The sequence below is a fragment of the Photobacterium sanctipauli genome, assembly GCF_003026495.1.
Lineage (GTDB): Bacteria > Pseudomonadota > Gammaproteobacteria > Enterobacterales > Vibrionaceae > Photobacterium > Photobacterium sanctipauli.
This window is the reverse complement of record NZ_PYMA01000029.1, coordinates 18181-44480: the sequence shown is the minus strand read 5'-3', so window position 1 is coordinate 44480 and position 26300 is coordinate 18181. Positions and strand designations below refer to the sequence as shown.

Genomic DNA, 26300 nt, shown 5'->3' with positions numbered 1-26300 from the left:
CTTTGAGTACATTGAGGTTGATTATAATCAGACGAGAAGGCACAGTGCTCTTGGGTACCTAAGCCCAGTTAACTTTGAAAAGCAAAATGTCGCTTAATGAAGTGTCCAGTCTGGCTGGAGCAGATCACCATGGCTAGGGACCTGATCTCCTGGACAATTTAATGCATTCCAATCACCACGCAATGGTGGAGAGACGACTATTGGTTCCATCCTAATTCCTGTTCATCAGGTAGTAAGTTGCATATCTCTAGATACATTACAAATATGAAGAGAGCTAAGTCAAACTGGGCTCTACCGGCTAGAAGTATAAATTGGTGAAAACACGAAAAGGGACAAATATAAGTTAAACCACCTCAAAGCCCACCACACTTACACCTAATTTAGAGCTATCACTAAAATATCCCTTTCGCCACCTTTTGGATCAATTGGCGCAACCAACGGTGGCTACTTTCGGAGGTACGGCTGGGATGCCAGATGGTGCAAAGTTCGCGGTGGGTTTCACCGGCTGGAAGCTCAAGACGTTTCACACCGTACATTTGCCCAAACTCCGTTAGGGTCGATTTAGGTAAGATCCCTATCATGTCGGAGCTTGAGATGATCGGTAGCATTTCCACCGCCCCTGCAGCGCGAACCACGATATTACGTTTTTCTAGCTGAGGAATATCGTCAGAATTCAGCAAGCTACGGCGGCTATGCCACCGGGAGACAACCACATGGTCTTCGGCTAGGAATTCGTCCCATGAAATTTGGTCGCCTATTCGCGGGTGGGATTGACTACACACGACATTAAGCGGCTCTGAATAAATGACTTCCGTCTTCAATAATGTTCGCCCTCTTGGCGCCATATCAATGATCAAATCATATCGCTGTAACCTGAGATCGGCTTCCATATCTTCAGTAAACAGCGGATGGACTTCCAAAGCGACATTCGGTGCTTCCTTCCTGATCAGATTGATCAATGCCGGTATCAATAAATAGCTAGCTACTGATACACAGGCAATTGAGAATATCCGCTGCGATGTTTTCGGATCGAACTCCCTTGAAGCTGACAATGTCGAGCTGAAGTTCTTCAATGCCGCCGCCATTGCCGGGTAAATATCACATGCAAAAGTCGTTGGCTCTACCCCGCTTGTCGTGCGGTGAAACAAGGGATCATCATAGATGTCGCGCATACGTTTGAGTGCCTTGCTCACCGCAGGCTGGCTGATGTCCATGCGCGCTGCGGCTCGTGATAAGTTTTGCTCTTCAAAAACGGCGACAAATATGGGAATAAGGTTTAATTCGGTACTCTTCATTATTCGGCTAATGGGTTAACTCGCGTAAAATAAAAAAATAAATTAATCATTGTTATAATTTGAGTGTAGAGAAGCGTCGGCCTTTGGGCGAATATTTTCTAACTCTGGCAATGCCTTAGGGATCGCAAATTTAAAATTTCTCTGTTGCTGTTCCGGTTTTCTGATCTGACGCCAAGCAGAGAAAAACAACTTTTGCAGACCCCATTTTTGCCTTGTACTGCCCTTTTTCTGTTTTGGGCTATTCTGCAAAGCATGACTTACTTTCTTCCACGTTTTGTTCTGATAAATAGCATTTTGGCTATATTGATTAAGCTCGATTAATCGAGTGTCACGTCTTAATTTTCGATACACCAATCCAGTCGCTTTTGGCCAGTGCTGCTTAACTACAGATTCAGCAAATTGCCCCCAAAGTGGTGTTGGCCTGTTTGCGTAGTATCTCGCGACAAACCCTATCGAAAGCCCAAGCCCCGCTATAATGGTAATGCCGGCGAGAACCCTGGCTCGGTATTCAGCAACAAATGATCCAAAGGTATGTTTTACGTTAAACGTCTTGCCCGTTAAGGTCATCACTTCAAGTTGATTGGTTGATGTATTCCACCAATACAACTCAGCAGGTGACAACGTCACCTCACCACCAGCTTGAACAACATAGGTCACCACCTCTTCTCTGCTAGAGATATAGTGACCTCGTGTTTGGGTATCTTCCAATTTGCTGGGCTGAGAATAGCAATGGTACTTCGATGATATTGTTACCTCATTGGAGCCTGAGCTTCCTTTATTGCCTTCAACAGGTGTATCAAGCAAAGGGGGGATCAGTACCGACAACGTATCATTCGCGGTCACTTTCACTGTTCGGGTAATCGTGTCTCCGACTTTCAGTGTCGACAGCTCGCCTGATTGGCTACCGTTACCAGAAGCCACTTGCCACGCCTGATCGATATTCACTTTGCTTGCCGAGAGCCACTTCTTATCTGTTAGCGTTTGTAGCTGCGATGGCACTGTCACCCTAAACTCATTCGGTGTCGTACTTAGAGTGGTTCTAACAGTTTTGCCATCCCTACCGGAGACCGATGTATCCACCTGAATAGGCGCTATTTGGTATTGGCCTGCTGCTTGAGGATATAGGGTGATTTCCCAAAGTTGCACCGACCAAGTCTGGCCATTTTCACGCTTGGTATAATTCGTCGCCAATGGATTGCGCTGTTTTACAATCACATTGGGGATTTCAATATCACCAATACGTGTACCACCTGTAAACCACCTTGGTGTCGACACTTCGATGTTCAGTATGAGCTGCTCATTGACCGCATAGGTTTGTGCCAGCTCTTTATCCGGATTGTCGACTCTCTCACCAAGCCATGATTCTATTTTGACTAACTCTGCATGCTCTCCTTGCGCATGAACATCAAAACTCACAACCAGACTTGCGCTAAATAGAATGAACAAGATCAGCATTAAGCTGCGCAGTGAGGGGTTCATTGGTAAGCGGGCAATGGCACAATTATTCAAACTCATCATGCTACTCTCCCCTATTCTTGCTTGAATTATTATGGATATTCTGGAGTTGAAACTTAGCTTGTAGAAAATACTTCGGATCGGCCTCGACACGACGCAACCACTTATCCGCTAACTCTTCACTGCCTAATATCTCATTGGCATTCAAGGTTTTACGCACCATCATTGAGGCATCAACTTGCTCCTCGGCCCCCTCTGCTGTTCGAGGCTGATCATCGCCGAGTTCAAACGACTCTTCAGGGCCATCTGTTGTTCCTGACTGGCTTTCACTCACGCGGTTTATTTCATCAACGATGCCTTTAAGTACATCATAGTTATGCTTTGCTTCAGCACGAATCGCATCTGATTTTGCTTGTTCAGCCAACTGAAAATATAAATCCCTTGCCGCTAAATATTCACGCTGGCGAGCCAGGGCATTACCCGCGTAGAGCAACCCCTGCTCTGTTTCAGCCTGAACAAATGCAGAATAAGCCAGCTTATAATTCGCTGCGTAATAGTAAGCCATCCCTCTATATAGCGGGTTAGCATAGTGCTGTGCAGCTTTGTCATATTCCTTTTGATTAAAATAATACTGGCCTTGCTGATCAGGTGTTAACCATAAATCCATCCACATCTGCCCCACTCGCTCGGTCAAGGTGATTTCACGAACTTGTGCAGTTTCATTAGCCATCACATGAACTGTTTTTGCCTCAACGCCAGGAGCAAATATCAAAGGCAGGGATACAACACCCACAACGCACCATTGCACCAGCCACCCTTTTCTAAACCAGAGCAACATAATCAACAAAATGGGTATCAAGAGGTAATAGCCCATGTCTTTCCAAGGCATGGTCGACTCGTTATTGAACTGCATATGTCGCTCAACATAACGATTTAGCTGCTTTACATCGCTCTCATCGACTGTGGCGCTAACAAACTTTCCTTTCGTCTTACTTGCTAATGTTTTCAGCCCTCTAACATCGTAAGGATACTGGCTCACGACATCAGCATTCCCCACCCCCAATACCAACAATTGATGAGGACTAGCCGAAAAATAATGCTCAAACTCTTGGATTGCCTTTGGGGTCACCCCGTCCGTGACGAGTAGCACCGAGCTGGGCTTATCATCATCCAGTTGCTCTGAGATTAAAGGCAATATTGACTGAGCCGACTTACCAGCCACCGGCATAATGCTTGGCTCAACCGCAGCTAAAAAAGGATTAAAAACAGCCGTATCTTGGGTTGGCGGCATCGCAACATGGGCACTGCCACTGTAAACTGTTAAACCAGTTGAACCACCTTGACGTAAATCCAGCAGGTCTTGAATTTTCTGTTTAGCCCGCGCTAAACGACTCGGGGCTAAATCGGTATCTAGCATCGATTCACTCACATCCAACACCACCAGCATCGCCGCTTTATCTTCACCAAAAGGCGAAGACTCTCGCTGCCAACTCGGCCCTGCGCATGTAATGATCGCCAGGCTCATCACCATAGTTAGCACTTTCAAGGGTAACTGGTGCTTCCAGCCACTATCCCCCACGGTGAGTGCCTTTCTTAGATGATCAGGTAAAACACGCTGCCACTGGTTTTCATCATCTTGCCGCCAACGGGCACGTACGATTATGACTAGAGGAATAAATGCCAATAACCATAATGGACGCAAGAAGTGAAAACTGGTCCAAAGCTGCTGCCAAAATAGAGAATCAAACATGCTGCTCTCCTTGGCTGACCGTAGAACCATTTACCGAGCTAGCTTTCGCTGCCAACCTTGATGCTATGAGTTTTTGTACACTCACTACGGTAAACGCCAATAAATACAGTGCCACCACAATGGCGACCAAATAATGATGAATAGTTTGTTTTGGCCGATAGGTGGTACTTTCATACAACTGAGGTTCAAGTTGACCAATGTTGTCGTAGGCCAACTCAAGCTCAGTTTGGTTTAATGCTTGAAATGATTCCCCGCCAGTAATCGTTGCCACCCGCTCTATGGTCTTCATATCAAGCGCTTGCTCACCAACGGTTGTTGGATCGCCCATGGCAATCATGTGGATCCTGACGCCCTTGGCATTGGCGACTTTCGCGGCGTCAATAGGCTCCACAAAGCTGCCGGTATCATTGCCATCGGTTAACACAATCGCCACTTTCTCACGTGGGTGATCGATTGGACCACTGCCTTGCTTATGGCCTTGCTCAAACGGCTTTGCATCAAACACTTTGACAGCCAGGCCAATAGCATCACCGAGGTGGGTACTTTGTCCTGCCATGGCAACATCCGTTTGTTCAAGCAAGCCCAGCCAAACTTGTAAATCCGCAGTAAACGGTGTTTGGATAAACGCCGCATCGCCAAACAATATCAAGCCAAGTCGATCGCCTTTGCGTGTCTCAGCGAAGTTACTCAATACTTGTTGCGCAGCATCAAGCCGAGATACGCGCTGTTTTTTTCCATCATCATTGGTAAGAACAAAATCGGTCTCAGCCATTGACCCCGATAAATCCAATACCACCATCACATCACGCCCCATTTGTTCACGCACTTGAGGGTCACCCAGTACCAAGGGCTTCGCCAGCGCAATCACCAACAATGCCCAAGACAAAACCAAAATGATCCGCTGCCACCACCGTGGCGATAGTTGGCTTGCCCCCTCAGATGGTGTTTCTCCTAACACGTCTAGAATGGTGTTAAAAAACGGCACCTTAATAGCGACTTTCTTTGTTCTGTAAGCGGGAATAAGCCAATAAACGGCAACGGGCAAAGGTAATAAAAGCAAAGCCAAGGGGTGGGCAAACTCTAACGCCAGCCCTGAAATATTAATCACGCTGATCTCCAACACGGTGGTTAGCTAACCATTCCTTTGAGTGGGCAAACAGGGCGTCCAGTTCTGCACGGTTAATTTGCTGCTGAGAAGTGAGTAACGATGCTTGCCAGCAACGTCCAATTTCGCCGGAAAAATGGAAATGGCTGTGGGGGTATAACCGATCGAGTTCGGCTAGAAGTTGCTCTCCAAATAATGAGCCATGTCGAGGGTCGAGGTAGGTCAACACCGCTTTTATTACCGTCATCAGTTCACTTGCAGCATGTTGCGGCACTGCAAGATCAATGCATTCCAAAGCTTTGATCGCTTCTTGCCTATACCGGTTATGCCACCAATGCCTGCACCATCGATACAAACCCAATAAGCACAGTAAAACCAGCACGGCTGCGAGTATTTTCCAACCTAGGGTTTGCGGCCACCACGACACATTTTCAGGCACGGCAACATCGACGATATTGCGCAATATATAGGTGCTAGGCGGTGTATGTTCACTCATACCAAGCCTCCAACCATACCCTTGAATTTGGCTAGATGATCCCCGCCAGTCCCTAACTCGATCATGGGGAGATGCTGAATAGTCATCAGCTTGAGCAGCTGCTGCTTTTTTAACTGGTAATGGTGCGCTAACCCTGCACTGGCTTTATCCACTTGCGGCTTACGGTGAAGGTTTAGTTGGTAGTCCCCATCAGCAACGACCCAAGGGACAAACCCCTGGGTGCCATTCGTTGATTCTGTTAATAAGGATGTTTCTAACGGATCGGTGATCAGTACACCCAATACATTGTTATGCTTCTGAAGGTATTTCAGGTGATGGATGCCATCATCGGTTACCCCGCTCCAATCACTTAAAATAATGATGGTGGTATTGCGGCACTTAAGCTGATTGAGCAAAGCAATAAGCCGATCGAAACCTACCTCGCTACTATCACGACTTATTGCCGACAACCGTTGGTTTGCTTGCGCCAGCTGGCTGAGCTGGAGCAACGTATCACGCTGCGAACGTTTTGGTGTACTCCATACCAATTCATCGGTTGTACTTATGACAAAACCAACCCTGTCGCTGTCTTTGAGCACACGCCACGCCGTTAGCGCCGCCACTTCAGCGGCAACAACGGCTTTCATCACAGCAACGGAAGAAAAAAACATGCTGCTACGCTGATCAACACAAATCATCACGTTACGATCTTTTTCTTCGGTATAACTGCGAATGTGCGGTTTGCCCGTGCGTAGCGTGACTTTCCAATCGAGATTGCGAATATCATCACCGTGCTGATAGTGGCGCAACTCTTCAAAGTTCAACCCACGGCCACGGAACGCAGAATGGTGCCGACCCACTAACGCGCTTCCAGCACACAACCGGGGTAACAACTTGAAACCATCCGCATGTGCCTGCAGTTTTACCAAGTTTGCATAATCGCAATAAAGACGATGGTCGAGCCTATTAGGCTGCTTACCGTTAACTACCATGCGCCCTCCTAACCAATCACAACATGGTCGAGCAACTCGTTGATAACATCCTGACGAGAAATACCATCGGCCAATGCGTCATAGCTCAAGGTAAACCGATGGCCGAGGACATTTGAGAGCACAGATCTTACGTCATCGGGCTCAACAAAAGCTTTTCCGTGCAGCCATGCTTGCGCCCTTGCGCATTTATCTAACGCGATAGAGGCTCGCGGGCTAGCTCCCACATCAATCCAGCGGGCAAGTTGTGATTCTGGATAGCGCTCTGGATGTCGGGTCGCCATCACAAGGCCTACGATATAGCGCTCTACCAGTTCCGATACCTCGATGGCTGGTAGCTCTTGGCGCGCTTGTAAGATCATTGCCGGATCGACCGTGATTTGCTCTTCGTGCTGTTGGACTACGTCGCCGGAGCTATCGAGCTGAACATGATCCAATTCTTCACTACGAACCAAACGAATGATGTCCAGTTCGGCGTCATCGTCTGGGTAGTCAACGGTGACTTTCATAATAAAGCGATCCATTTGTGCTTCGGGTAATGGGTAGGTGCCCTCTTGTTCAACCGGATTTTGGGTTGCCAGCACCATGAAAACGTCATGCAGTTGGTGGGTTTTATCGCCAACCGTGATCGTACTTTCTGCCATCGCTTCTAGTAATGCGGCTTGCACTTTGGCGGGTGCTCGGTTGATTTCATCAGCTAGCACAATGCTATTGAAAATAGGGCCTGGCTGAAAATGCAGCGTTGGGGTGCCGTTATGGTCTTGGTATATCTCTGTCCCCGTTACATCGGAGGGCAACAAGTCAGGGGTAAATTGAATTCGACCAAAGCTAGTATTTAACGCCGTTGCCAATGCCTTTACCGAGCGGGTTTTGGCCGTACCGGGTAAGCCTTCTAGCAATACATGCCCATTGGTTAATAAACCGATCACTAATGATCGAACCACATGCTGTTGTCCGATTACAGATTGCTCGACTGATTGAATAATGGATGAAATAGCCTGCTGGGTTGAGCTCATATCGCCTCCGATAACAATAACCTTCAGAACCGATATTTTATTAAATCCCCTCATAACCTGAGGTTATAGTGACTATAAAGCGACACCGCCGCCGCGCCAGATTAAGTTATTCCCAATTCAATTTACTTCAACAAACTGGATTAACTTTATGGCGAACCAACTAAGCAAGGTCGCAGTGGGCGTTAGCCTATTAGCCACCACAGGTACAGCAGCGGCAGCCGATCAGCCAAACATCTTGGCCATTTTTGGTGATGATGTCGGTTACTGGAATATCAGTGCCTATAACCAAGGCATGATGGGTTACGAAACCCCGAATATCGACCGTATTGCGAATGAAGGTGCTCTATTTACCGATCACTATGGCCAACAATCGTGTACTGCGGGTCGTGCCGCATTTATTACCGGCCAAGAACCTTTCCGTACCGGTCTTCTTACCATCGGTATGCCAGGTTCAACCCACGGTATTCCTGACTGGGCACCGACGCTGGCTGATCTTCTGAAAGAGCAAGGCTATATGACAGCTCAGTTCGGTAAAAACCACCTAGGTGACCAAGACCAACACCTGCCTACCAATCATGGTTTTGATGAGTTTTTCGGTAACCTATACCACCTCAATGCCGAAGAAGAGCCAGAAACCTACTACTACCCGAAAGATCCTGAGTTTCGTAAGAACTATGGCCCGCGCGGTGTGATCAAATCCTATGCCGATGGCAAGATTGAAGATACCGGCCCAATGACCCGTAAGCGTATGGAACATGCTGACGAAGAGTTCTTAGAAACATCGTTGGCGTTCATGGAAAAAGCAGTAAAAGCCGACAAGCCTTTCTTTATTTGGCACAACACAACCCGTATGCACGTATGGACTCGTCTACAGGAAAAATACCAAGGTAAATCGGGCATCAGTATCTATGCTGACGGCATGCTAGAACACGATGATCAAGTGGGTGTGCTGCTCGACAAACTCGATGAGCTAGGCGTTGCTGATAACACCATTGTTATCTACTCCACCGACAACGGTGCTGAAACCGTGACTTGGCCTGATGGCGGTGCGACCCCATTCCATGGTGAAAAAGGCACAACATGGGAAGGCGGTATGCGTGTACCTCAGCTAGTACGCTGGCCGGGGGTCATTGAGCCAGGCTCAAAGATCAATGAAATGATGGCACACCAAGACTGGCTACCAACCCTTATGGCAGCCGCTGGCGTCGATAACGTTAAGGAAAAACTGGCTGAAGGCTACAATGCCAACGGCAAGGAATGGAAAGTTCATATCGACGGTTACGACTTCAAGCCTTACTTTGAAGGTAAAGAAGAGCAAGGCCCTCGTGAGTCACTCATGTACTTCTCGGCCAACGGTGAGCTAAACGCAGTGCGCTGGAACGACTGGAAGCTTAACTTCGCGGTAATGGAAGGCAATATTGCGGATGCGGTTCGCTTTGAACAAAACTGGCCGCAGATCATCCACCTTCGTGCCGACCCATTCGAGAAAGCACCGCATGAATCTGCGATGTACCTTCGCTGGATGGCCGACAACATGTGGTTGTTCGTTCCTATTCAAGATGTGATTGGCGGCTTCTTCCAAACACTACCAGATTACCCAATGCAATCAGGTACTGTTTTAAACCCGGCAAGAATTAGCTCTGACTCACTCAAACTGCAATCGAAGCTAAAGCAGATTGATGAATTGCAAAAGCAAGTTGAAAGCATGAAATAACACTTCGTGCCCGCAACACTAAACAAAGCCTAGCAATCGCTAGGCTTTGTTTTTGGGGCAGTCGTCTTTGGTCTACAAGGCTTTATTCTTCCCTTTTGAAGGGAGGCGGGAGAGATGATCCACCAATCTTCACCACATACGCTCACACCAATTTCCAGCACCTTGAAGCATCATCGCAACAACCCCATCTAACTTCCCCTTGTTTCAGCAACTTCGATCTCATGACCAAAGGTATCAAGGGGAAGAACAGGTTTACTACTAGCTGTAACTACACCACACAATAAATAGAAAGTGCTTTGCCTACCTATCTTTATTCTCAACTCCTTGTTTCAACTACTTCGATCTCATAACCAAAGGTGTCAAGGGGAAGAACTGGTTTACTACTATCTGTAACTACACCACACAATAAATAGACAGTACTTTGCCTACCTATCTTTATTCTCCACTCCTTGTTTAAGCAACTTCGATCTCATAACCAAAGGTATCAAGGGGAAGAACTGGTTTACTACTAGTTGTAACTACACCACACAATAAATAGACAGTGCTTTGCCTACCTATCTTTATCCTCAACTCCTTGTTTCAGCACCTTCAATCTCATAACCAAAGGTGTCAAGGGGAATAACGGGTATACCGCTGGTTGTAACAATCTGGTTCGGTACGAAAAAAAGCCCCTTGCGGGGCGAACAGAGGTACTACAAACGTTATTGTTTTATATCGAATATAGAGGTCAGTGACTTCATTCACTTAGTGCTGTTACAGCGACATCATCATATCGACTAGCTCATCTAGCTTTTGGCAAAAAAAACGCTTACCGCAATAGGTTCTGATCACGGCATTGAGGGATTCGGACGTGAGGTTAGTACTGTCCATAAATGACAACACGCGCTCTACGGCATGGAAGTTATAGACTTTCTCATTGAAGTAAATCGAACATGACATTAACTGCACACTATCACCTTTGAAGACAAAAAATGGATCCCAAGCTGACTCGACTAGCTAAGCCACTCGGGTGTTCATGTCTTCATTATGCTTATTGATAAGCCAAACACTTACCAAAACGTGCCAGCCAGAAAAGAAATACCCTATGACACTACAAGCATCATGGGGTACTGAGCGATCCGGTTTTTACTCGTGTTTAGTCCGAGCCTAACAGAATAAAGCAGCGGTTATGCTAGCGCCCTACGCTAGCAAGCTGAGGTTTTGGCGCGACTGGAATCAAACTTACTTTTCGAGCAAACTGGTTTCCTAGAATGCCACCAGCAATGATCGTGGCAAAGAAAATCCAGCCAGACAGCGAGAAATTCGCAATCGGGGTGTACAGCGCACCCACATTACAGCCGTTGGCAAAACGCGTACCTAATCCCATTAGCACCCCACCAAGCGCAAACAGCATGTATTGCTTGAACGAGTAGTTCGTTTTGCAAGGTGAACTAAATTTACCTATCCATAGCACCGCAACTAGGGTGCCCAACAGAATACCTGCATTTTGAACCGAGACACCATGCTCAAAAAATGGCGTTGTAAATACCTGCTCAGGACGGCCGGTGAAGGAGGTAATTGTTTCAAGCTCAATGCCAAAGGTCAGCAGTAATTTGCCAAACCAGAAGCCAAACGGTGACGATGCTCCCCATCCGTTCGCCGTTGTCGCCATCATGACACCGAAGGTAATAGCAATAACCAAAGCGGCGGTGTTCATGGTCCATAAACCACTTAGCCATGCAAATCGCGATGGGGCTTGGTTTGCCAATGCTTTTGCCTCACGGTTAGCTTCTGCATCTACCCCAAGGTAAGTGCCATCTTGCTTACGTTTTTGTTCATATTTTTTCGCTAGCTTGATCGTTAATACCGCAAAACCAATCGTAACCAGAATTGACATCAGATAGCCGTTTAATGGACCCCACGCAAATAAATCGGGTAGGAATACCCCTTGCCCTTCATAGCTAGCCGTTGAGAACAAGGTCTCGGTGACAAGGGGTGAGCTTGACTGGATAGGAAAGCCAATAAAGACACCAAACCCGAAAGCAACAAGCGTGGTTAATGCTCTAGGCACATCGCTCACCATTTCCACCATCACACCGGACGCACAGCAGCTTGATAGCGTCATACCGAACCCGAACATCAAACCGCCGACAATCAAACCTATGTTGATTGGGTTAACCCACAAGTTATAAGTGCCAGCCTCGGCGCCGTATAACAAGCCTGCATTAATCACAGCGGTGACGACAAACAAAATCATCAGTGTTTGCAAGAGTTGAGTAGAACCACGACGGTAGGCTCGGTTAATACTCCCAGCAAAACCAATCGCCCCCTTGGTTAAAGCAATACCTAACGCTAAACCTAAGATCAGCCTTAAATAGATACCTTCCCCAAGCAGTAATGCCCCTACCAATAAAATAGATACTAATAAAGCTGCGCCCATATACAGCTGACGTGTTGCGGTCATTGCTTCGTCCTTGAACTCTTTCTCTGGTTTATTTACAAAAGGATGTCGAAGCGACCATTCTAGAGCGCCATTCCGGCTAATGATAAAACTATTAATTCATATATCATGCACCGATTGATATAAGCAAAAGTATGCCACCAACAAATTAACAAAGTTAATGCCTTGGTACGATCTACTTTCATTACAATAAAAGATGCGTACAATGCGAACCCCATATCCAACAAAGCGTTACAATCGTTTTCAACGCCCACTCATTAAGTGTTTTTTATGTCCCTGCTTTCTCGTATTGCGCTACCTTCAGTGCTATCTGGTATAGTCTTTTCGGCGTCAATTCACGCACAATCCGCGAATATTTTGCTATATCACCACATTGCTGACGATACGCCTCACTCAACATCAACCACCACTGCGCAATTTGCTGAGCAATTGGATCACTTTGAGGAGCAAGGTTACAAAATCATTGGCCTTGAAGAGATGGTTCACCGTATTCAGACTGGTGAAGCGCTAAATGAAAAAAGCTTGGCACTCACTTTTGACGATGGTTTTGTGTCTGTGTGCGAAAATGCCTACCCAGAGCTGAAACGCCGAGGGCTTCCATTTACCGTTTTTGTCAGCACAGCCCCTGTTGATAAGGGCTACACCGGCTACTGTAACTGGCAGCAACTCAAAGAAATGTCGAAAAATGGGGCCACCATCGCCAACCACACAACCGATCATGGCTACCTTGTACGAAGCAGTTTGAACGATGCCCACTGGCTACAAAACGCCAAAGACAGCATCAATAAAGCCCAGCAGAGAATAAAAGAAGAAATTGGAACAGCACCCATGCTGTTTGCCTACCCTTATGGCGAATATAACAATGAGCTCAAACACTGGGTAAGCGAACAAGGCTACATTGCTTTCGGTCAGCAATCTGGCTCTATTGGTTTGAATAGCGATTGGCAAGCCCTGCCTCGCTATAACGCCGCAGGCAACTATGGCTCAGTCAACTCACTACGCCACAAGATCAACGCACACCCGCTTCCACTGAACTATAGCGAACTACCTGATCCGGTAACCCAGCAGCGCCAACCTACAATGACGGTTAATCTGCTGCCCTCCAAGGACGCTTACTACCCACACCTGCGCTGCTACATTAATGGGCAAGCACTTGAGCCCAACTGGTTATCCGATACCTCGTTTTCAGTTATCCCACAACAGCCACTGGGTAATGGCCGGCATCGCGTTAACTGCACCGCGCCACACCGAAACGGCTCGCCATTTTATTGGCTTTCACAGCAGTGGCTAGTTATGGCTGAGTAGCTACCCCTCGATAAGAAAAACGCCAGCAATCAGTCTGCTGGCTTTTTGCGTTTGAACTGATCCAAGATTTACAAAAATCAAAAGCAGTACAGCGATCATTTTACACCAAAAGAATTAACAAGCAGCAACGGCAATCGATCGTAAAAGAAACAATAACAACAAATTCGCAACACTAATTCCGTGTCACAGCGTTCAAAAATAGATAAGTTAATTTCACGCCATTTCACCCACAAACAAAGAAACCAATAAGAAACAAATAGATCAAATTTGCAACCAAAATAATAAAAAGATCACACAACTGAAACTTAATTCGATTTACCGTGTTAAAGACCGTAAAAAAATACTAAAAAACATGATCTCAAGCGCGAAAAACAGTGGGTTTCCCTTTGAAATATAAGCAATGTAGATCTACGATAATTGCCTACATGAAAAACAGCGATGCTTTTCTCCTCTTGGCTACCACAGAAACAGAGTCTATTGCATGAACAACAATAAACGTCCTCTCTATATTCCCTACGCTGGACCTGCGTTATTAGAAACTCCCCTACTAAACAAAGGTAGTGCATTCTCTGTCGAAGAACGCATGTTCTTCAACCTGGAAGGCTTACTTCCAGAAGCAATCGAGACGATTGAAGAACAAACAGAACGTGCTTATCAACAGTACCAAAAGTTTGATAACGATATGGATAAGCACATTTACCTGCGCAATATCCAAGATACCAACGAGACCCTTTTCTACCGTCTTGTTGAAAGCCACATCTCTGAAATGATGCCAATCATCTACACCCCAACTGTAGGTGCGGCGTGTGAAGATTTCTCTAACATCTACCGTCGTGGTCGTGGTCTATTTATCTCTTACCCGAACCGTGACCGTATCGAAGACATGCTAAACAACGCATCTCGCCACAACGTAAAAGTTATCGTTGTGACTGACGGCGAGCGTATTCTTGGTCTTGGCGACCAGGGTATCGGCGGCATGGGTATTCCAATTGGTAAGCTATCTCTATATACCGCTTGTGGTGGTATCAGCCCAGCTTACACTCTTCCTGTTGTTCTGGATGTAGGTACTAACAACCCGCAGCGACTGTCAGACCCAATGTACATGGGTTGGCGTCACCCTCGTATTTCTGGTCAGGAATACGAAAACTTTGTTGATGAATTTATCCAAGCAGTAAAAGAGCGTTGGCCTGATGCGCTAATTCAGTTCGAAGATTTCGCACAGAAAAACGCAATGCCACTGCTTGAGCGCTATAAAGATAAAGTATGTTGTTTTAACGATGACATCCAAGGCACCGCAGCTGTGACCGTAGGTTCCCTACTAGCAGCTTGTAAAGCAGCAGGCAGCAAGCTGTCTGAGCAGCGTATCACCTTCCTAGGCGCGGGCTCTGCTGGTTGTGGTATCGCTGAAGCGATCATCGCTCAGATGGTTTCTGAAGGGATCAGTGAAGATCAAGCACGTAGCCAGGTTTACATGGTTGACCGCTGGGGTCTGCTAGTTGACGACATGCCGAACCTCATCAACTTCCAGAAGAAGTTGGTTCAGACACGTAGCAAAATCAATGAGTGGGATACCGAAGACAACAATATCTCACTGCTTGACGTCATGCGTAATGCTAAACCAACCGTACTGATTGGTGTATCTGGCGTACCGGGCCTATTCAGTGAAGAAGTGATCCGTGAAATGCATGCAAATTGCGATCGCCCGATCATCTTCCCACTTTCAAACCCAACTAGCCGAGTTGAAGCAACGCCAGCTGATCTGATCCGCTGGACTGACGGTAACGCACTAGTGGCAACGGGTTCACCATTTGAGCCAGTGGTATACAACGGTAAAACTTACCCAATCGCACAGTGTAATAACAGCTACATCTTCCCTGGCATTGGCCTAGGCGTATTGGCTGTGGGTGCACGTCGTGTTACTGACGAAATGCTGATGGAAAGTAGCCGTGCCCTAGCTGAGTGTTCTCCGCTGGCAATTAACGGTCAAGGTGCACTTCTTCCACCATTGGAAGAAATCCAAAGCGTTTCACGTCACATTGCTTTCGCCGTAGCTAAAAAAGCGGTTGAGCAGAAGAAAGCACCGAAAAATACTGACGAGCGTATTAAAGAGAAGATCGACGATAACTTCTGGAAGTCAGAATACCGTCGCTACAAGCGTACTTCATTCTAAGTACAGCTTAGTTGCTATTAAGTACGACTCAGTTAATTTAATGAAAACCCGCCTCGTGCGGGTTTTCTTTTAGTAGAACTCTCCTATCGCCCTACTTTTATAGCCTACAACTCAGCATCCACTGCGACTTCGGCTACAAACCGACCAACAATACGAATACCGTTATGCCTATACCATTACGCGATAAAATTCAAACCTGTATGCTGGCAAATTTCCAAACTTAGCGATCAATCCAATAAAATCAACGCGCTGATTTCCTGTCATATTAACTACCACTATGATGGTAATTATTATACTAATAAGGAGTGGCGTATGCCGAGTCAACCCAAGTGCTGTAAATGCGGTCAAGATGAAGAATTTTTAGTTTCTGGTGATAACCGTTACCTGTGTATCTGCGGCCACCAATTTACGGTTTCAGCCCAAGGTTCATCCGAAAACAATCACGTTCAAGCCCCGAACAAAGAAGAAGATGGCCATTATGTCTATGATGCTGCCTCTCTAACCCTTCATTAATATTCACTTTTTATTCAAGCCCGATTCAGAGCCGCATACAAGTTTGCGGCTTTGCCGTTACATGCAAACACAAAACAAACAACAACTTCGACCAATACACGTTACCAATTAATTCAAATGTTAATGAAAACCAGCACAATTGAATGACTTTAAAGTTAAAAATGCCAGCGAATCTTGTTAATAAAGAGTAAAATTCGAATATATTATCAATTGAACACTGTATATTTAGAAAGTTAATTACACTAGTTATAAACAAACTAAAACACTGAAATAAAACAACTTATTTAATAACACATCATACTGCAACCTTCTTTTGCAGTAAAATCATTCATAAAACGTGATATAGATCTCACTGTTACTTCCAAATTATGTGCTAACTTACAGCCCCGTCTACAGATGAAACAACTGATTCAATGTTTCATAATTGTAACTTCCACTAGTTACAAATAAATGCTCAATGACGAGTAATAACAAATATAAATTCAGAATCATATTCATGAACTGACATATAAATGGACGTTCCAGTTAGCCCAGCGAGCGTCTTTGCTGGGCGTCATTTACAGGAAAATACTATGAGTGTTACTAACGAATCTTGGCTAACGTCGCTGAATGATGGTCTGATGACTGTGATCGGCGCTGTTAACGGTGTTCTATGGGGCCAACTCCTTGTTTACTTACTGGTTGCAGTAGGTGTCTACTTCACTTTACGTTTAGGCTTCATTCAAATTCGTCAATTCAAACACGCAGTTGCCGTACTAAAAAGCGGCAAAGATGTAGATAATGGCATTAGCTCTTATCAAGTGTTCTGCACCTCAATGGCTGCACGTGTAGGTACAGGTAACATGGCCGGTGTTGCAGTTGCGCTTACTGTTGGCGGTCCAGGTGCTATCTTCTGGATGTGGGTCATTGCCCTATTCGGTATGTCGACTGCATTTATCGAGTCAACACTAGCCCAAATTTACAAAACCAAAGATGTTGATGGTCAGTACCGCGGTGGTCCTGCTTATTACATGGAAAAAGGCCTAGGCATGCGCTGGATGGGCAGCCTGTTCTCTGTATTCCTAATCATCGCTTTCGGTCTTGTGTTCAACGCAGTTCAGGCAAACACCATTACTGATGCACTAAGCCACTCATTTGGTTTTAACCAAACCATCATGGGTGTGGTTATTGTTGCTTTCTCAGCGTTCTTCATCATGGGCGGCCTTCGTAAGATTGCTGCAGCATCAGCACGCATCGTACCGGTAATGGCTATCGGCTACCTTGCTATTGCGCTGGTCATCGTATTGATGAACATCACTGAGCTACCAGCAGTCATCTCACTGATCGTTAAGCACGCATTCGGCTGGCAAGAAGCCGCTGCGGGTGGTGTGGCTTACACCATTGCTCAAGCAATGCAAAGCGGTATCGCACGTGGTTTGTTCTCGAACGAAGCTGGTATGGGTTCTGCGGCAAACGTTGCTGCAAGTGCGACACCAAACCCGAACCACCCTGCTTCTCAAGGTTTTGTTCAGATGCTAGGCGTATTTGTTGATACCATCGTTATCTGTACAGCGTCTGCGGCAATGATCATGCTAACAGGCGTGATGGATCAGCCAGATGCGGCGTCAGGTATCGGCCTGCTTCAGCAAGCGCTAACAAGCGAGCTTGGTGGCTGGACGACTTACTTCATGGCGGCTGCAATCCTACTGTTCTGTTTCTCATCTATCATTGCGAACTACAGCTATGCAGAAACTAACATCATGTTCCTAAACGGCAACACCAAGAAAGGTCTGTTTGCATTCCGCCTATGTGTGCTTGCGATGGTGATGTTCGGCTCTGTGGCTTCTCTACCTGTGGTATGGAACCTAGCTGATGCGTCAATGGGTATGATGGCACTGATCAACATTGTTGCGCTTGTGCTGCTATCTAAACTGGCTATCAAAGTTATCAAAGACTACGAAGTTCAGCTTAAGCAAGGCAAGACACCTGAGTTCGACCGCTCTAAGTTCCCTGAGCTAGACGAGCTAGATGGTGCATGGCATCCAGAAGATGCGAAGCCAGCAGCTGCAACCAAATAATTAAGACCTAGATCAAGCTAAGATTTAGATAAAGCAAAGGCCGCAAACGTAAGTTTGCGGCCTTTTTCAATTTTGGCAGGGTAAATTTAACTGACGAGTCTTATTTCGCTCTTTCAGCCGTAATGCAGATAACATCCACGACGACATTACTTGCCGCTTCTAATGACGGGACAGGCAAGTACTCATAGATAGAGTGGAAATTATGGGCACCCGTAAAAATGTTCGGGCAAGGTAGTCCTTTTTGCGACAACACTGCCCCATCATAGCCACCACGCATCGGAATCGCTTTCATCTCGATACCATTACGCTTATACGCTTCCTTGGCAATATCAATCGGGAATGCCGCGTCGCCTTGTAGGCTATTGGCTACATTTTCGTAACGGTAGGAAAGATCGATATCAATTGAACCTTCCCCCCACAAGCCTTCACAGCTATCGGCCAGTTGTTGTAAGAATGCCATGCGTTTGGCATAGCCTTGCTGGCAAAAATCACGAATATCCATTTTAAGCACGGTCTTGGCACTGTTACCCGCCAGCTCTTTGACCCAGTAGTAACCTTCTGTACCGTCGGTATACTCCGGCGCCTCGCCGCCAGGCAGCATCGCTATGAACTTATGCGCCATAAGCAATGAGTTTTTCAGCTTACCTTTCGCAGACATCGGGTGTGCCGATTGGCCGTTGAAAGTGATCACGGCATTACCCGCATTCCAGTTTTCATGGACAAACTCACCAATGCCACAGCAATCGAGTGTATAGCCGAAGTCAGCACCGAACGCCTCAACATCAAATGCCTTCGCGCCGCGCAAGCCTTGCTCTTCGTCTGGCACAAAAGCCACTTTCACTTCACCATGCTCAATTTCAGGGTTCACTTGTAATACCTGCAATGCATTCAGGATGGCAGCAATCGCCGCCTTATCATCCGCTCCCAACAAGCTGGTACCGTCAGTCACGATAATATCCTGCCCTTGGTATGCTGCTACCTCTGGAAACTTGGCTTGCTTTAGTACGATATCAAGAGAAGGATTAAGAACAATGTCGCCCCCGTCATAACGCACAACTTGGGCTTTGGTATCGTTTGTTTGCTCTGCACTGGTATCGAGATGGGCAAAAAACGATACCGTTGGAATGATTTTATCGGTATTGGCAGGTAACGTTGCAGTCAAAATAGCCGTATCACGAAGATCGATGTCAACCAAGCCTAATGCTTGAAGTTCATTGGCCAACAATTGCGCCAGCTCCATCTGCCCCGGTGAGGAAGGCATAATACCTGCCGCACCCTTTTCCCTGTTTGTCGTGGTATTAATGCGAGTGTAATTCAGAAAACGATCAACAATGTTCATGATCTCTCCACAATCTATTCAAAATTCAAAGCAGCGAGCCCACCAAGGGGCTCGCTTATAATCACTATGACGCTATTGCTGTCCTAGGCTATACCAAAACCTGCGAACAGATCATGACGGTAAGCAAACCACCTATCATTGGAATAGCGGTACGCTTCGCCAATTCAATCGGTGATACGTTTGCCACAGCAGCACATGCAATCACAACACCCGCAACCGGCGAAGCCGAGCGCATCAAGCCCGAAGCCAGCTGCATAGGCAGTGCCACATGGGCCGTCGCTGTACCCACCTGCGCAGCCACATCTGGGGCTAGGTTTGAGAAACTAAAGAATGCAGCATTTCCTGAGCCAGATAGCATGGTGATCATGACAATGATTGAAACCAGAACAACAACCATTGCCGAGTAACCCAAGCCCATATTGGCTGCAGAGTTCAGTAGTAAATCGATAAAGCCAATCGCCTGTAGGCCAGTTACAAAGACTTGAGCTGCGATGATTAGCGTTACCACGCCAGCAAACACATTACCCATACCTTCAAGGTAAACTTTCAGTGAGGCTGCAACGCTTTTACCGTCTCGGGTATAGATAAAATCACACACCATAGAAACAAACAGCGCGATAAACATAGCTGTTACTACATCCATTTTTACTGTTGTGATGGCAAACTTACTGAAAGTAAGCAGTAGCATCAGCGGCAGCACCGGCAAAATCGCGAACCACTTAGGTGCCTTGCGCTGCTCTTTCATCTCTAGGTTGAATTCGTGCTCAACACCGTTTTCTTCGTCTTTGCGGTCAAAGTAGCGCTGGCAAACAAAGTGCAATGCCGCCACCACGATCATGGCAGCAATCGCCACCGGAAGCTGGTAGCTCGCAAAGTAAGTCGCCACATCGATATTCGATACCTCTGCGGCCTTGTTCGCTGCTGAAGACGCAGGGCCTAAATCCAGGCAACCTGTAGTGGCAACCACGGCAGCTGCTGCAGCCGGGTTACAACCCACGCCCACCAGCACAGGGTACATAGCCACCAAAAGCAGCAGTGCCAAGCCCGTCGCACTCGGAATAAAGATGTTGATCAGTTGCCCAATCACATACGCCAGCGCCAATACCAAATACGGGTTCTTTACCACCGACAATGGTTTTGTTGCCATCTGTACCATCGCATTGGCGGCACCAATATGGCCCATGTATTTAGAGAAGCCTCCTACTGCCATGATGATCAACCCCAGTTTTGCCAAGGTAGTAGAAGACAGCACTTTTATCACTTCAAAGAAGTCGACAATAATTGATCCAGTATGCGTGCCGCCTTTTGGTAAAAAGTCTGGGTTGCCATTAATAACCCCCAGCGCAATCATCAAAAGACCAGCAAGAAATAATACCGCCTGAGTATTATATTTTTTGACAATAAAATACCCGACACCAAATATTGATGGCACAGCCAAATAGGTGATCATAATAACCTCATCGTTACTGATAAATTTAAATTGAAATGAAATTTAAGACGCAACTGTCCAGCCAATGGCTTTCACCTTGGATTAAACAGTGCTTAACTTTATTTTTTAGCTTTTGAAAACCCTAAAATCGTCGAATAACCCTTCAATACGATCAAAACGATTATCTTTTTTCTGCTGTTGAGATAACCCTTTGATGAAAGCCTCAATTAATGAAAACCCGGCGGTTCGATTATTAAAGAACCCTTCCCCGGCACTTTCGACGGTAAATTGTACTTCGCAGTAAGGCACAAATGGATTTACGGCCTGATCGGTGATCAATATCGCCTTTCCGCCGCACTCATGAAACCAACGCACCAATTTAACGGTGATATTCGAATAACGGTGGTATGAGATAGCCAAGAGCACATCGTCACTTTGCACATCAACAAGCTGATGCGGTAGCGTTGAGATATCGGCGTTTAGTAGCACAACGTCACGGCGCAGGTAGCGAGCGAGCAGGTAGAAATAATTGGCCAGTGCCTCTGATGACGCGCTCCCCATCACGTACAACTTACCTTTTGACGAGCGCATCAACTTAACCGCTTTGTCAAAGTCTGCTTCTGACAATGCTTGGAATGACTTTTCCATGTTAACCATCACTTCTTGGTAATGGTTGGCTAATAAGCTTTTGCTGTCTTTTTCTGGCTTGGAGTTAGTATGGTGCTCATAACGCTCTATTGGTGTGGTCAGCGTTTGAGTTAAGTCGTTAGTCACTTCTTTTTTAAACTCAATAAAACCACTAAACCCAATACGCTGCAAAAAACGACCTAGCGTAGCCTTTCCCACGCCGATTTGTTTGCACAAATCATCTATTTTCGCGAATGGTAGAACGGTGTAATTCTCCATGAAATAATGCGCAATACGCTTCTCGGCATCGGTATGCGTTTCAAACATATTAACTGCACTAATAAAGTCTTGTTTATTCATGGGGATTTGTTTCCCGTCATTTCATCAATATGGGAAATTTTTCCATTTACCCTCAATTCAGGCAAGGGAATAGAAAATTCCCATTACCGTTTTGTGATCGCTCACCGATACAAACATGGGAAAAATAATTCATTAAACTCGGTGCTATTATTAATTCACAGTAAAATAACAAAGCAATAATTTACTGGTGCATATTTGAGCAATTTAACACGTATATATTAAATGGTATTTTTAATGCCATTTAATAATTCATCTTGTTCGTGAGTTTCACTCTTGCTCATGGTGTATTCACTTTCTGACAAGATTTATGCTTGGGACTTTTTTCCCACCACGGTGCCAATCGATAAAAATCTCTGGTTGAGGCCATGACCAATCACACCAACCACATGAAGATCCAGATAATTTATTTACACAACTTATAGCTTGGGTGTGATGCAAAGTTAACGATTTTTATTGAAAAATCGCCTCATGCCATCGTTTGCTCAACGATTAACCGTTCAAACATTATCGTGATCCCAATATCACTTTTTTGAAATTGCTCGATGCATTCATCTCGGATATAGTGCGCGCGGTAAATATTTGCAGCTTATTAGCCCCAACTCTAGCCAGGTATTCACTTGGGGCTAACTTAGATAAACGATAAAAGGTAGTTAAATGACGTTTTCAAAACCACTTGTTGCGCTGTCAGTGACTGTTGCACTAGCTGGATGCTCGCTATCACCTTCAGAGCCAGCTGATTCATTCTCGCTAACCGTTGCCCATATCAACGACACCCATTCAAACTTCGATCCGGTTAAATCGAGCTTTAAAGCAAACGATACCCTTGTTTACAACGAGTTCGGTGGCTACCCTCGTCTACAAACAATGGCTGAGGAATACAGAAAAGCCGCTGAAGATCAGAACAAGAGCTTCCTATTCCTGCACGGTGGTGACGCATGGCAAGGTAGCGCCTACTTCAAGCTAAACGAAGGCGCAATGAATGCCGAGCTATTGAGCCGCATGGGCCTAGATGCAATGGCACTGGGTAACCACGAGTTCGATCTGAACAATGCGAAGCTAAACGACTTCATCGAAAACCTTAACTTCCCAATGCTTGCGGCCAACATTGACGCGAGCAAAGACGCCGATCTTAAAGATCAAACAAACCTGAAGCCATACACGCTGTTCGCTTTCGACGGTAACGAGAAAACCGTTGTTGAAGACATCAACAACCTGCCAGCAGGCAAAGACATTGTAGCGGTATTCGGTATTGTGCTTGACGACATGCCAAACCTATCGCCAAACACAGGTGATGTTCAGTTCTTTGACATGGTTGAGTCTGCACAAGCAACGGTCGACATGTTCAAAGCGAAAGGCATCAACAACATTGTTGCCCTAACACACATCGGTAATGCGGTCGACGTTGAAGTGGCTTCTAATGTAGATGGCATCGACCTTATCGTGGGTGGTCACTCTCACACCCTGCTTGGCGACTTCACCAACATTGGCCATGCCAACGACGGTGTTTACGCGCAAATGGTCACAAACCCGAATGGCATGAACCAAACATGTGTGGTTCAAGCGGGTGAATATGCTCAAGCCATTGGTCAGCTTGAAATCACCTTTAATGCAAATGGTGATGTTAGCTCTTGTGCCGGCTTGAATACCCTACTGAGCAACGACGAATACTTCCACTCGCCACTGCGTGAAGCTGAAAGCAAATTCAACGCTGAAGAGAACGCTAAAGTCGTTAACTTTATCGAAGGTGAAGACAACATCACCATCACAGATGAAGAAGCTACGATGCGTCAGCTTATCGATACCAAATACAAGCCGGCTGTTGACGAAGCTTACGGTCAAGTGATCGCGCAAGTACCAGTAGAGATTAACCACGAGCGTCGTCCGGGCGACCGCGGTACCGACAAGCACGGCTCTGATGTTGCCCCTATCCTGGCTGCTGGCCAGTACTACTGGGCAAACTCACCAGAAGTTGTAGAAGTCACAGGTATGAAAGTCGACTTCTCGCTGATTGGTGCTGGCGGTATCCGTACCAACATTGAAGCCGGTGAATACCGTGAAGGTAACATCTCACTAGAACTACTGCCTTTCTCGAACTTCATGTCTGTAGTTCCTGTTAAAGGTAAAGTGATTAAAGAGCTTATCGAAGGTACAGTAGCAGCAACGCTACCTGAAGGCTCTCACGCTGGTAAGTTCCCTTACGGCGGCCACATCCGCTACCAGTACACTGAAACGACCCCTTACCAAACGGGTAAGCTAGATTTCGTTGAAGTCATGACTGGCACTGCAGAAAACCCAACTTGGACCGCGCTAGAAGACAACAAAACCTACAATGTTGCTGTTAACAACTACAACGCAACAGGTAACGATGGTTGGACACCGCTATTTACTGCACAGCAGAAAAGCTCTGACCGTGTCGACCTAGCTTATGTAGACGGCAAACTGACTGCATTTAATGTGAAGAACATTAAAGAAGTAAACGGTAAGTTCAAGGTTCAATATGAAGGTGCCGCGCCTAACTGTAAGGCTGAAAACACCCGTTGTAACACCGATGCACAAGCCGTGATCGACTACATCGCCCAAGAAATGCCAGTACTTAAACCGCTGAACTACGAAGTGGTGACTTTCAACCGCGCAAACTAATTCTGTTTGTTATTGAAAGATAAAGACAAAGAAGGGCCTATTGGCCCTTCTTTTTGCTTTTATTTATTGATTAATTTTCCAACTACTGCGCATATTGTTCATGATAAGCCTTTATGTGACTGCCCTACTCGATTACTATGCCCGTCGTTGAAACTATGTAGCACGACGTCAAAGGACACTTCTCCAATGCAACAACAAGTGAACATTATTCCGAACCCTCAAATCGCCATCATCTTTAAAGGCTGGGCAGAAGACTGGGCCAAAGAAAGCCAAGGTGATCAAAAAGACATGGCAACCAAGTTCCATACGGTTTATCGCATTGCTGCTGAAGCCTTCATTAAAGGCGGTGAAGTTGACCTGCAGTTTCTAAACGCGCTGTTTGAAGACTGCAAACAAAAGCTTGAAAATGCCCAAGCCATGAACGAGAAGATTAAGTTGGCGCTGAAAGACGATGACGAACGCGCACAGGCTATCATTGCAAAGGTAAACACCACAGCCCAAGATGCAGCTCATGTTGTTCGCTACCTTGGCCAGCTGCTGATGCCAGCTAAGTAAATTCCATAAAACTAAAGCAGGCCATGCCTGCTTTAGTTTTATTCACACCCAGCAGTCATTGACTGTATTTAGTCTTCCACCTTGACAGACTCCCCGATATCACAAATCGTCGCCAGTAACGCAATACCATATCGGTCAAGCAGCGCGTTGTATCGGCCATCTTGGCACATGCGATCTAATCGATAATTAAAGTAATCTCTTACTTCTTCATCTTTAAAGCTGGCCTTGAAGTGCGTAACCGGTGAGAACAAGGCGTGTAATATCACCTCGTCCATCGTTTTGCCCATCGCTCGGCTAAAGTGACTGAAAATACTGCGGTCAATGACAGCGATATCACCATTTTGCTGCCAGAACTGCTTTACCTGCTCCGCCTGATCCGCAAATTCAATGTAGTTTTCCCGCTGAGGCGAGTCAGGACCAAACAAAACACCAAACTCAGGCCCAAGCTCTAAGTAAGCGTTTTGCCACGTGAGCACTCGGTGATCTTTTAAATCGGGTACCGAGTCAATCTTAATACCATCCGCTTTCTTACTGATCGCATAATTGGCAAAGGTAATATAGTGGTTGGAATAAAATACATTGGTATCATCGAGCAATACACTCAGCGCAGCATCAGCCTTCCCTTGCTGTACTGCCGTTTGCAAATCAGCAATCGGCATCTGAACAAATTGTACCGAATGTTCATTCAGCGCTTCGTTGATAATGTCTATCTGTAATCCTTTGGTTGCTCCATCCATCACGTATGGCGGCATATCCGTCGAAATAGCAACGGTCAAGCTGGGCTTCTCTGCATAGGCATATGTACTTAAAACAACGAGAAATGTCGCTAATATACTCAACGCCGAACGGTAATATAAAGATAAGTAACGATAAGCAAATATTAGAATTTTCATACTTAGCCAACCTCTAGCACACTGCTTATTGGTATGAATAAGTGTACACCCAAATCATTTCTACGCTCTTCTCTCATCACAATCACCACAAAATTATATGCAAACTTTTTTATAAATCGTGACACATATCACCAGTTACATTTTGAAACATCAACATAAGTCACTTTATGCAT

21 protein-coding genes are annotated in these 26300 nt (G+C 46.0%); 8 read left to right on the top strand and 13 right to left on the bottom strand.

Going from position 1 to position 26300, the window contains the following annotated elements; translation table 11 throughout:
* On the top strand, window positions 1-97 hold a 97-nt coding region (locus C9I98_RS25590; protein WP_146153873.1), incomplete at its 5' end, for an IS3 family transposase.
* 295 nt (window positions 98-392) lie between these two features.
* Here C9I98_RS25590 and C9I98_RS25585 read toward each other — a convergent pair.
* Genes C9I98_RS25585 through C9I98_RS25555 form a run of 7 tightly spaced genes read right to left on the bottom strand, consistent with a single transcriptional unit; the run spans window position 393 to window position 8085 of the window.
* Window positions 393-1295, bottom strand: a complete 903-nt coding sequence (locus tag C9I98_RS25585) for a LysR family transcriptional regulator (protein WP_036817858.1) — start codon at window positions 1293-1295, stop codon at window positions 393-395.
* A gap of 42 nt (window positions 1296-1337) precedes the next feature.
* Window positions 1338-2813, bottom strand: a complete 1476-nt coding sequence (locus tag C9I98_RS25580) for a BatD family protein (RefSeq protein ID WP_051901924.1) — start codon at window positions 2811-2813, stop codon at window positions 1338-1340.
* Between the two features lies 1 nt (window position 2814).
* Complete coding sequence (locus tag C9I98_RS25575) at window positions 2815-4500, bottom strand: VWA domain-containing protein (RefSeq protein WP_036817856.1); 1686 nt, start codon at window positions 4498-4500, stop codon at window positions 2815-2817.
* Window positions 4493-5608 (bottom strand): vWA domain-containing protein, encoded by a 1116-nt coding sequence (locus tag C9I98_RS25570; RefSeq protein ID WP_036817853.1) that lies wholly within the window; start codon window positions 5606-5608, stop codon window positions 4493-4495. The genes C9I98_RS25575 and C9I98_RS25570 overlap by 8 nt, the downstream gene beginning before the upstream one ends.
* Entirely contained in the window at window positions 5601-6101 is a 501-nt protein-coding gene (locus tag C9I98_RS25565) for a DUF4381 domain-containing protein (RefSeq protein WP_107272646.1), read from the bottom strand. Before C9I98_RS25565 ends, C9I98_RS25570 begins: the two co-directional genes overlap by 8 nt.
* Window positions 6098-7072 (bottom strand): DUF58 domain-containing protein, encoded by a 975-nt coding sequence (locus tag C9I98_RS25560; RefSeq protein WP_107272645.1) that lies wholly within the window; start codon window positions 7070-7072, stop codon window positions 6098-6100. The genes C9I98_RS25565 and C9I98_RS25560 overlap by 4 nt, the downstream gene beginning before the upstream one ends.
* An 8-nt stretch (window positions 7073-7080) precedes the next feature.
* Window positions 7081-8085 carry an AAA family ATPase gene (locus C9I98_RS25555; RefSeq protein ID WP_036819080.1) on the bottom strand — a complete coding sequence of 335 codons (1005 nt, stop codon included), beginning with the start codon at window positions 8083-8085 and terminating at the stop codon, window positions 7081-7083.
* Between the two features lie 148 nt (window positions 8086-8233).
* Here C9I98_RS25555 and C9I98_RS25550 point away from each other — a divergent pair, with 148 nt between their 5' ends.
* Complete coding sequence (locus tag C9I98_RS25550; protein ID WP_036819077.1) at window positions 8234-9799, top strand: arylsulfatase; 1566 nt, start codon at window positions 8234-8236, stop codon at window positions 9797-9799.
* Window positions 9800-10552: 753 nt separating this feature from the next.
* Here C9I98_RS25550 and C9I98_RS25545 read toward each other — a convergent pair.
* Both C9I98_RS25545 and C9I98_RS25540 read right to left on the bottom strand, forming a co-directional pair.
* On the bottom strand, window positions 10553-10747 hold the full coding sequence (locus C9I98_RS25545) for a hypothetical protein (RefSeq protein WP_146153907.1): 195 nt from the start codon (window positions 10745-10747) through the stop codon (window positions 10553-10555).
* A gap of 223 nt (window positions 10748-10970) precedes the next feature.
* Window positions 10971-12242: a YeeE/YedE family protein gene (locus C9I98_RS25540; RefSeq protein WP_051901910.1), complete on the bottom strand. Its 1272-nt coding sequence runs from the start codon at window positions 12240-12242 to the stop codon at window positions 10971-10973.
* A gap of 267 nt (window positions 12243-12509) precedes the next feature.
* On the opposite strand from C9I98_RS25540, the gene C9I98_RS25535 reads away from it, so the two are divergent.
* The 4 genes from C9I98_RS25535 (at window position 12510) to C9I98_RS25520 (ending at window position 18284) form a co-directional block, all read left to right on the top strand.
* Window positions 12510-13544, top strand: coding sequence for a polysaccharide deacetylase family protein (locus C9I98_RS25535; protein ID WP_051901912.1), 1035 nt, complete (start codon window positions 12510-12512; stop codon window positions 13542-13544).
* Between the two features lie 481 nt (window positions 13545-14025).
* Window positions 14026-15714, top strand: coding sequence for an NAD-dependent malic enzyme (locus C9I98_RS25530; protein ID WP_036817671.1), 1689 nt, complete (start codon window positions 14026-14028; stop codon window positions 15712-15714).
* Window positions 15715-16026: 312 nt separating this feature from the next.
* Window positions 16027-16227 carry a hypothetical protein gene (locus tag C9I98_RS25525; RefSeq protein WP_036817674.1) on the top strand — a complete coding sequence of 67 codons (201 nt, stop codon included), beginning with the start codon at window positions 16027-16029 and terminating at the stop codon, window positions 16225-16227.
* A 572-nt stretch (window positions 16228-16799) separates the two neighbouring features.
* A complete protein-coding gene (locus C9I98_RS25520) occupies window positions 16800-18284 on the top strand; it encodes an alanine/glycine:cation symporter family protein (RefSeq protein ID WP_036823844.1) in 1485 nt (494 codons plus the stop codon).
* Between the two features lie 100 nt (window positions 18285-18384).
* On the opposite strand, the gene pepT is transcribed toward C9I98_RS25520, so the two are convergent.
* From pepT to C9I98_RS25505, 3 genes are all read right to left on the bottom strand, one after another.
* Window positions 18385-19623 (bottom strand): peptidase T, encoded by a 1239-nt coding sequence (gene pepT / locus C9I98_RS25515; protein ID WP_036823843.1) that lies wholly within the window; start codon window positions 19621-19623, stop codon window positions 18385-18387.
* Between the two features lie 88 nt (window positions 19624-19711).
* Complete coding sequence (gene dcuC / locus C9I98_RS25510) at window positions 19712-21073, bottom strand: C4-dicarboxylate transporter DcuC (protein WP_107272643.1); 1362 nt, start codon at window positions 21071-21073, stop codon at window positions 19712-19714.
* A gap of 105 nt (window positions 21074-21178) precedes the next feature.
* Window positions 21179-22039 (bottom strand): MurR/RpiR family transcriptional regulator, encoded by an 861-nt coding sequence (locus C9I98_RS25505; protein WP_036826812.1) that lies wholly within the window; start codon window positions 22037-22039, stop codon window positions 21179-21181.
* A gap of 654 nt (window positions 22040-22693) precedes the next feature.
* Between C9I98_RS25505 and C9I98_RS25500 the strand changes: the two genes are divergently transcribed.
* Complete coding sequence (locus tag C9I98_RS25500) at window positions 22694-24679, top strand: bifunctional metallophosphatase/5'-nucleotidase (RefSeq protein ID WP_036819470.1); 1986 nt, start codon at window positions 22694-22696, stop codon at window positions 24677-24679.
* A 186-nt stretch (window positions 24680-24865) separates the two neighbouring features.
* Window positions 24866-25234 (top strand): hypothetical protein, encoded by a 369-nt coding sequence (locus tag C9I98_RS25495; protein ID WP_036819468.1) that lies wholly within the window; start codon window positions 24866-24868, stop codon window positions 25232-25234.
* Between the two features lie 68 nt (window positions 25235-25302).
* Here C9I98_RS25495 and C9I98_RS25490 read toward each other — a convergent pair whose 3' ends face one another.
* Window positions 25303-26127 carry a substrate-binding periplasmic protein gene (locus tag C9I98_RS25490; RefSeq protein ID WP_107272642.1) on the bottom strand — a complete coding sequence of 275 codons (825 nt, stop codon included), beginning with the start codon at window positions 26125-26127 and terminating at the stop codon, window positions 25303-25305.
* Window positions 26128-26300 lie beyond the last annotated feature (173 nt).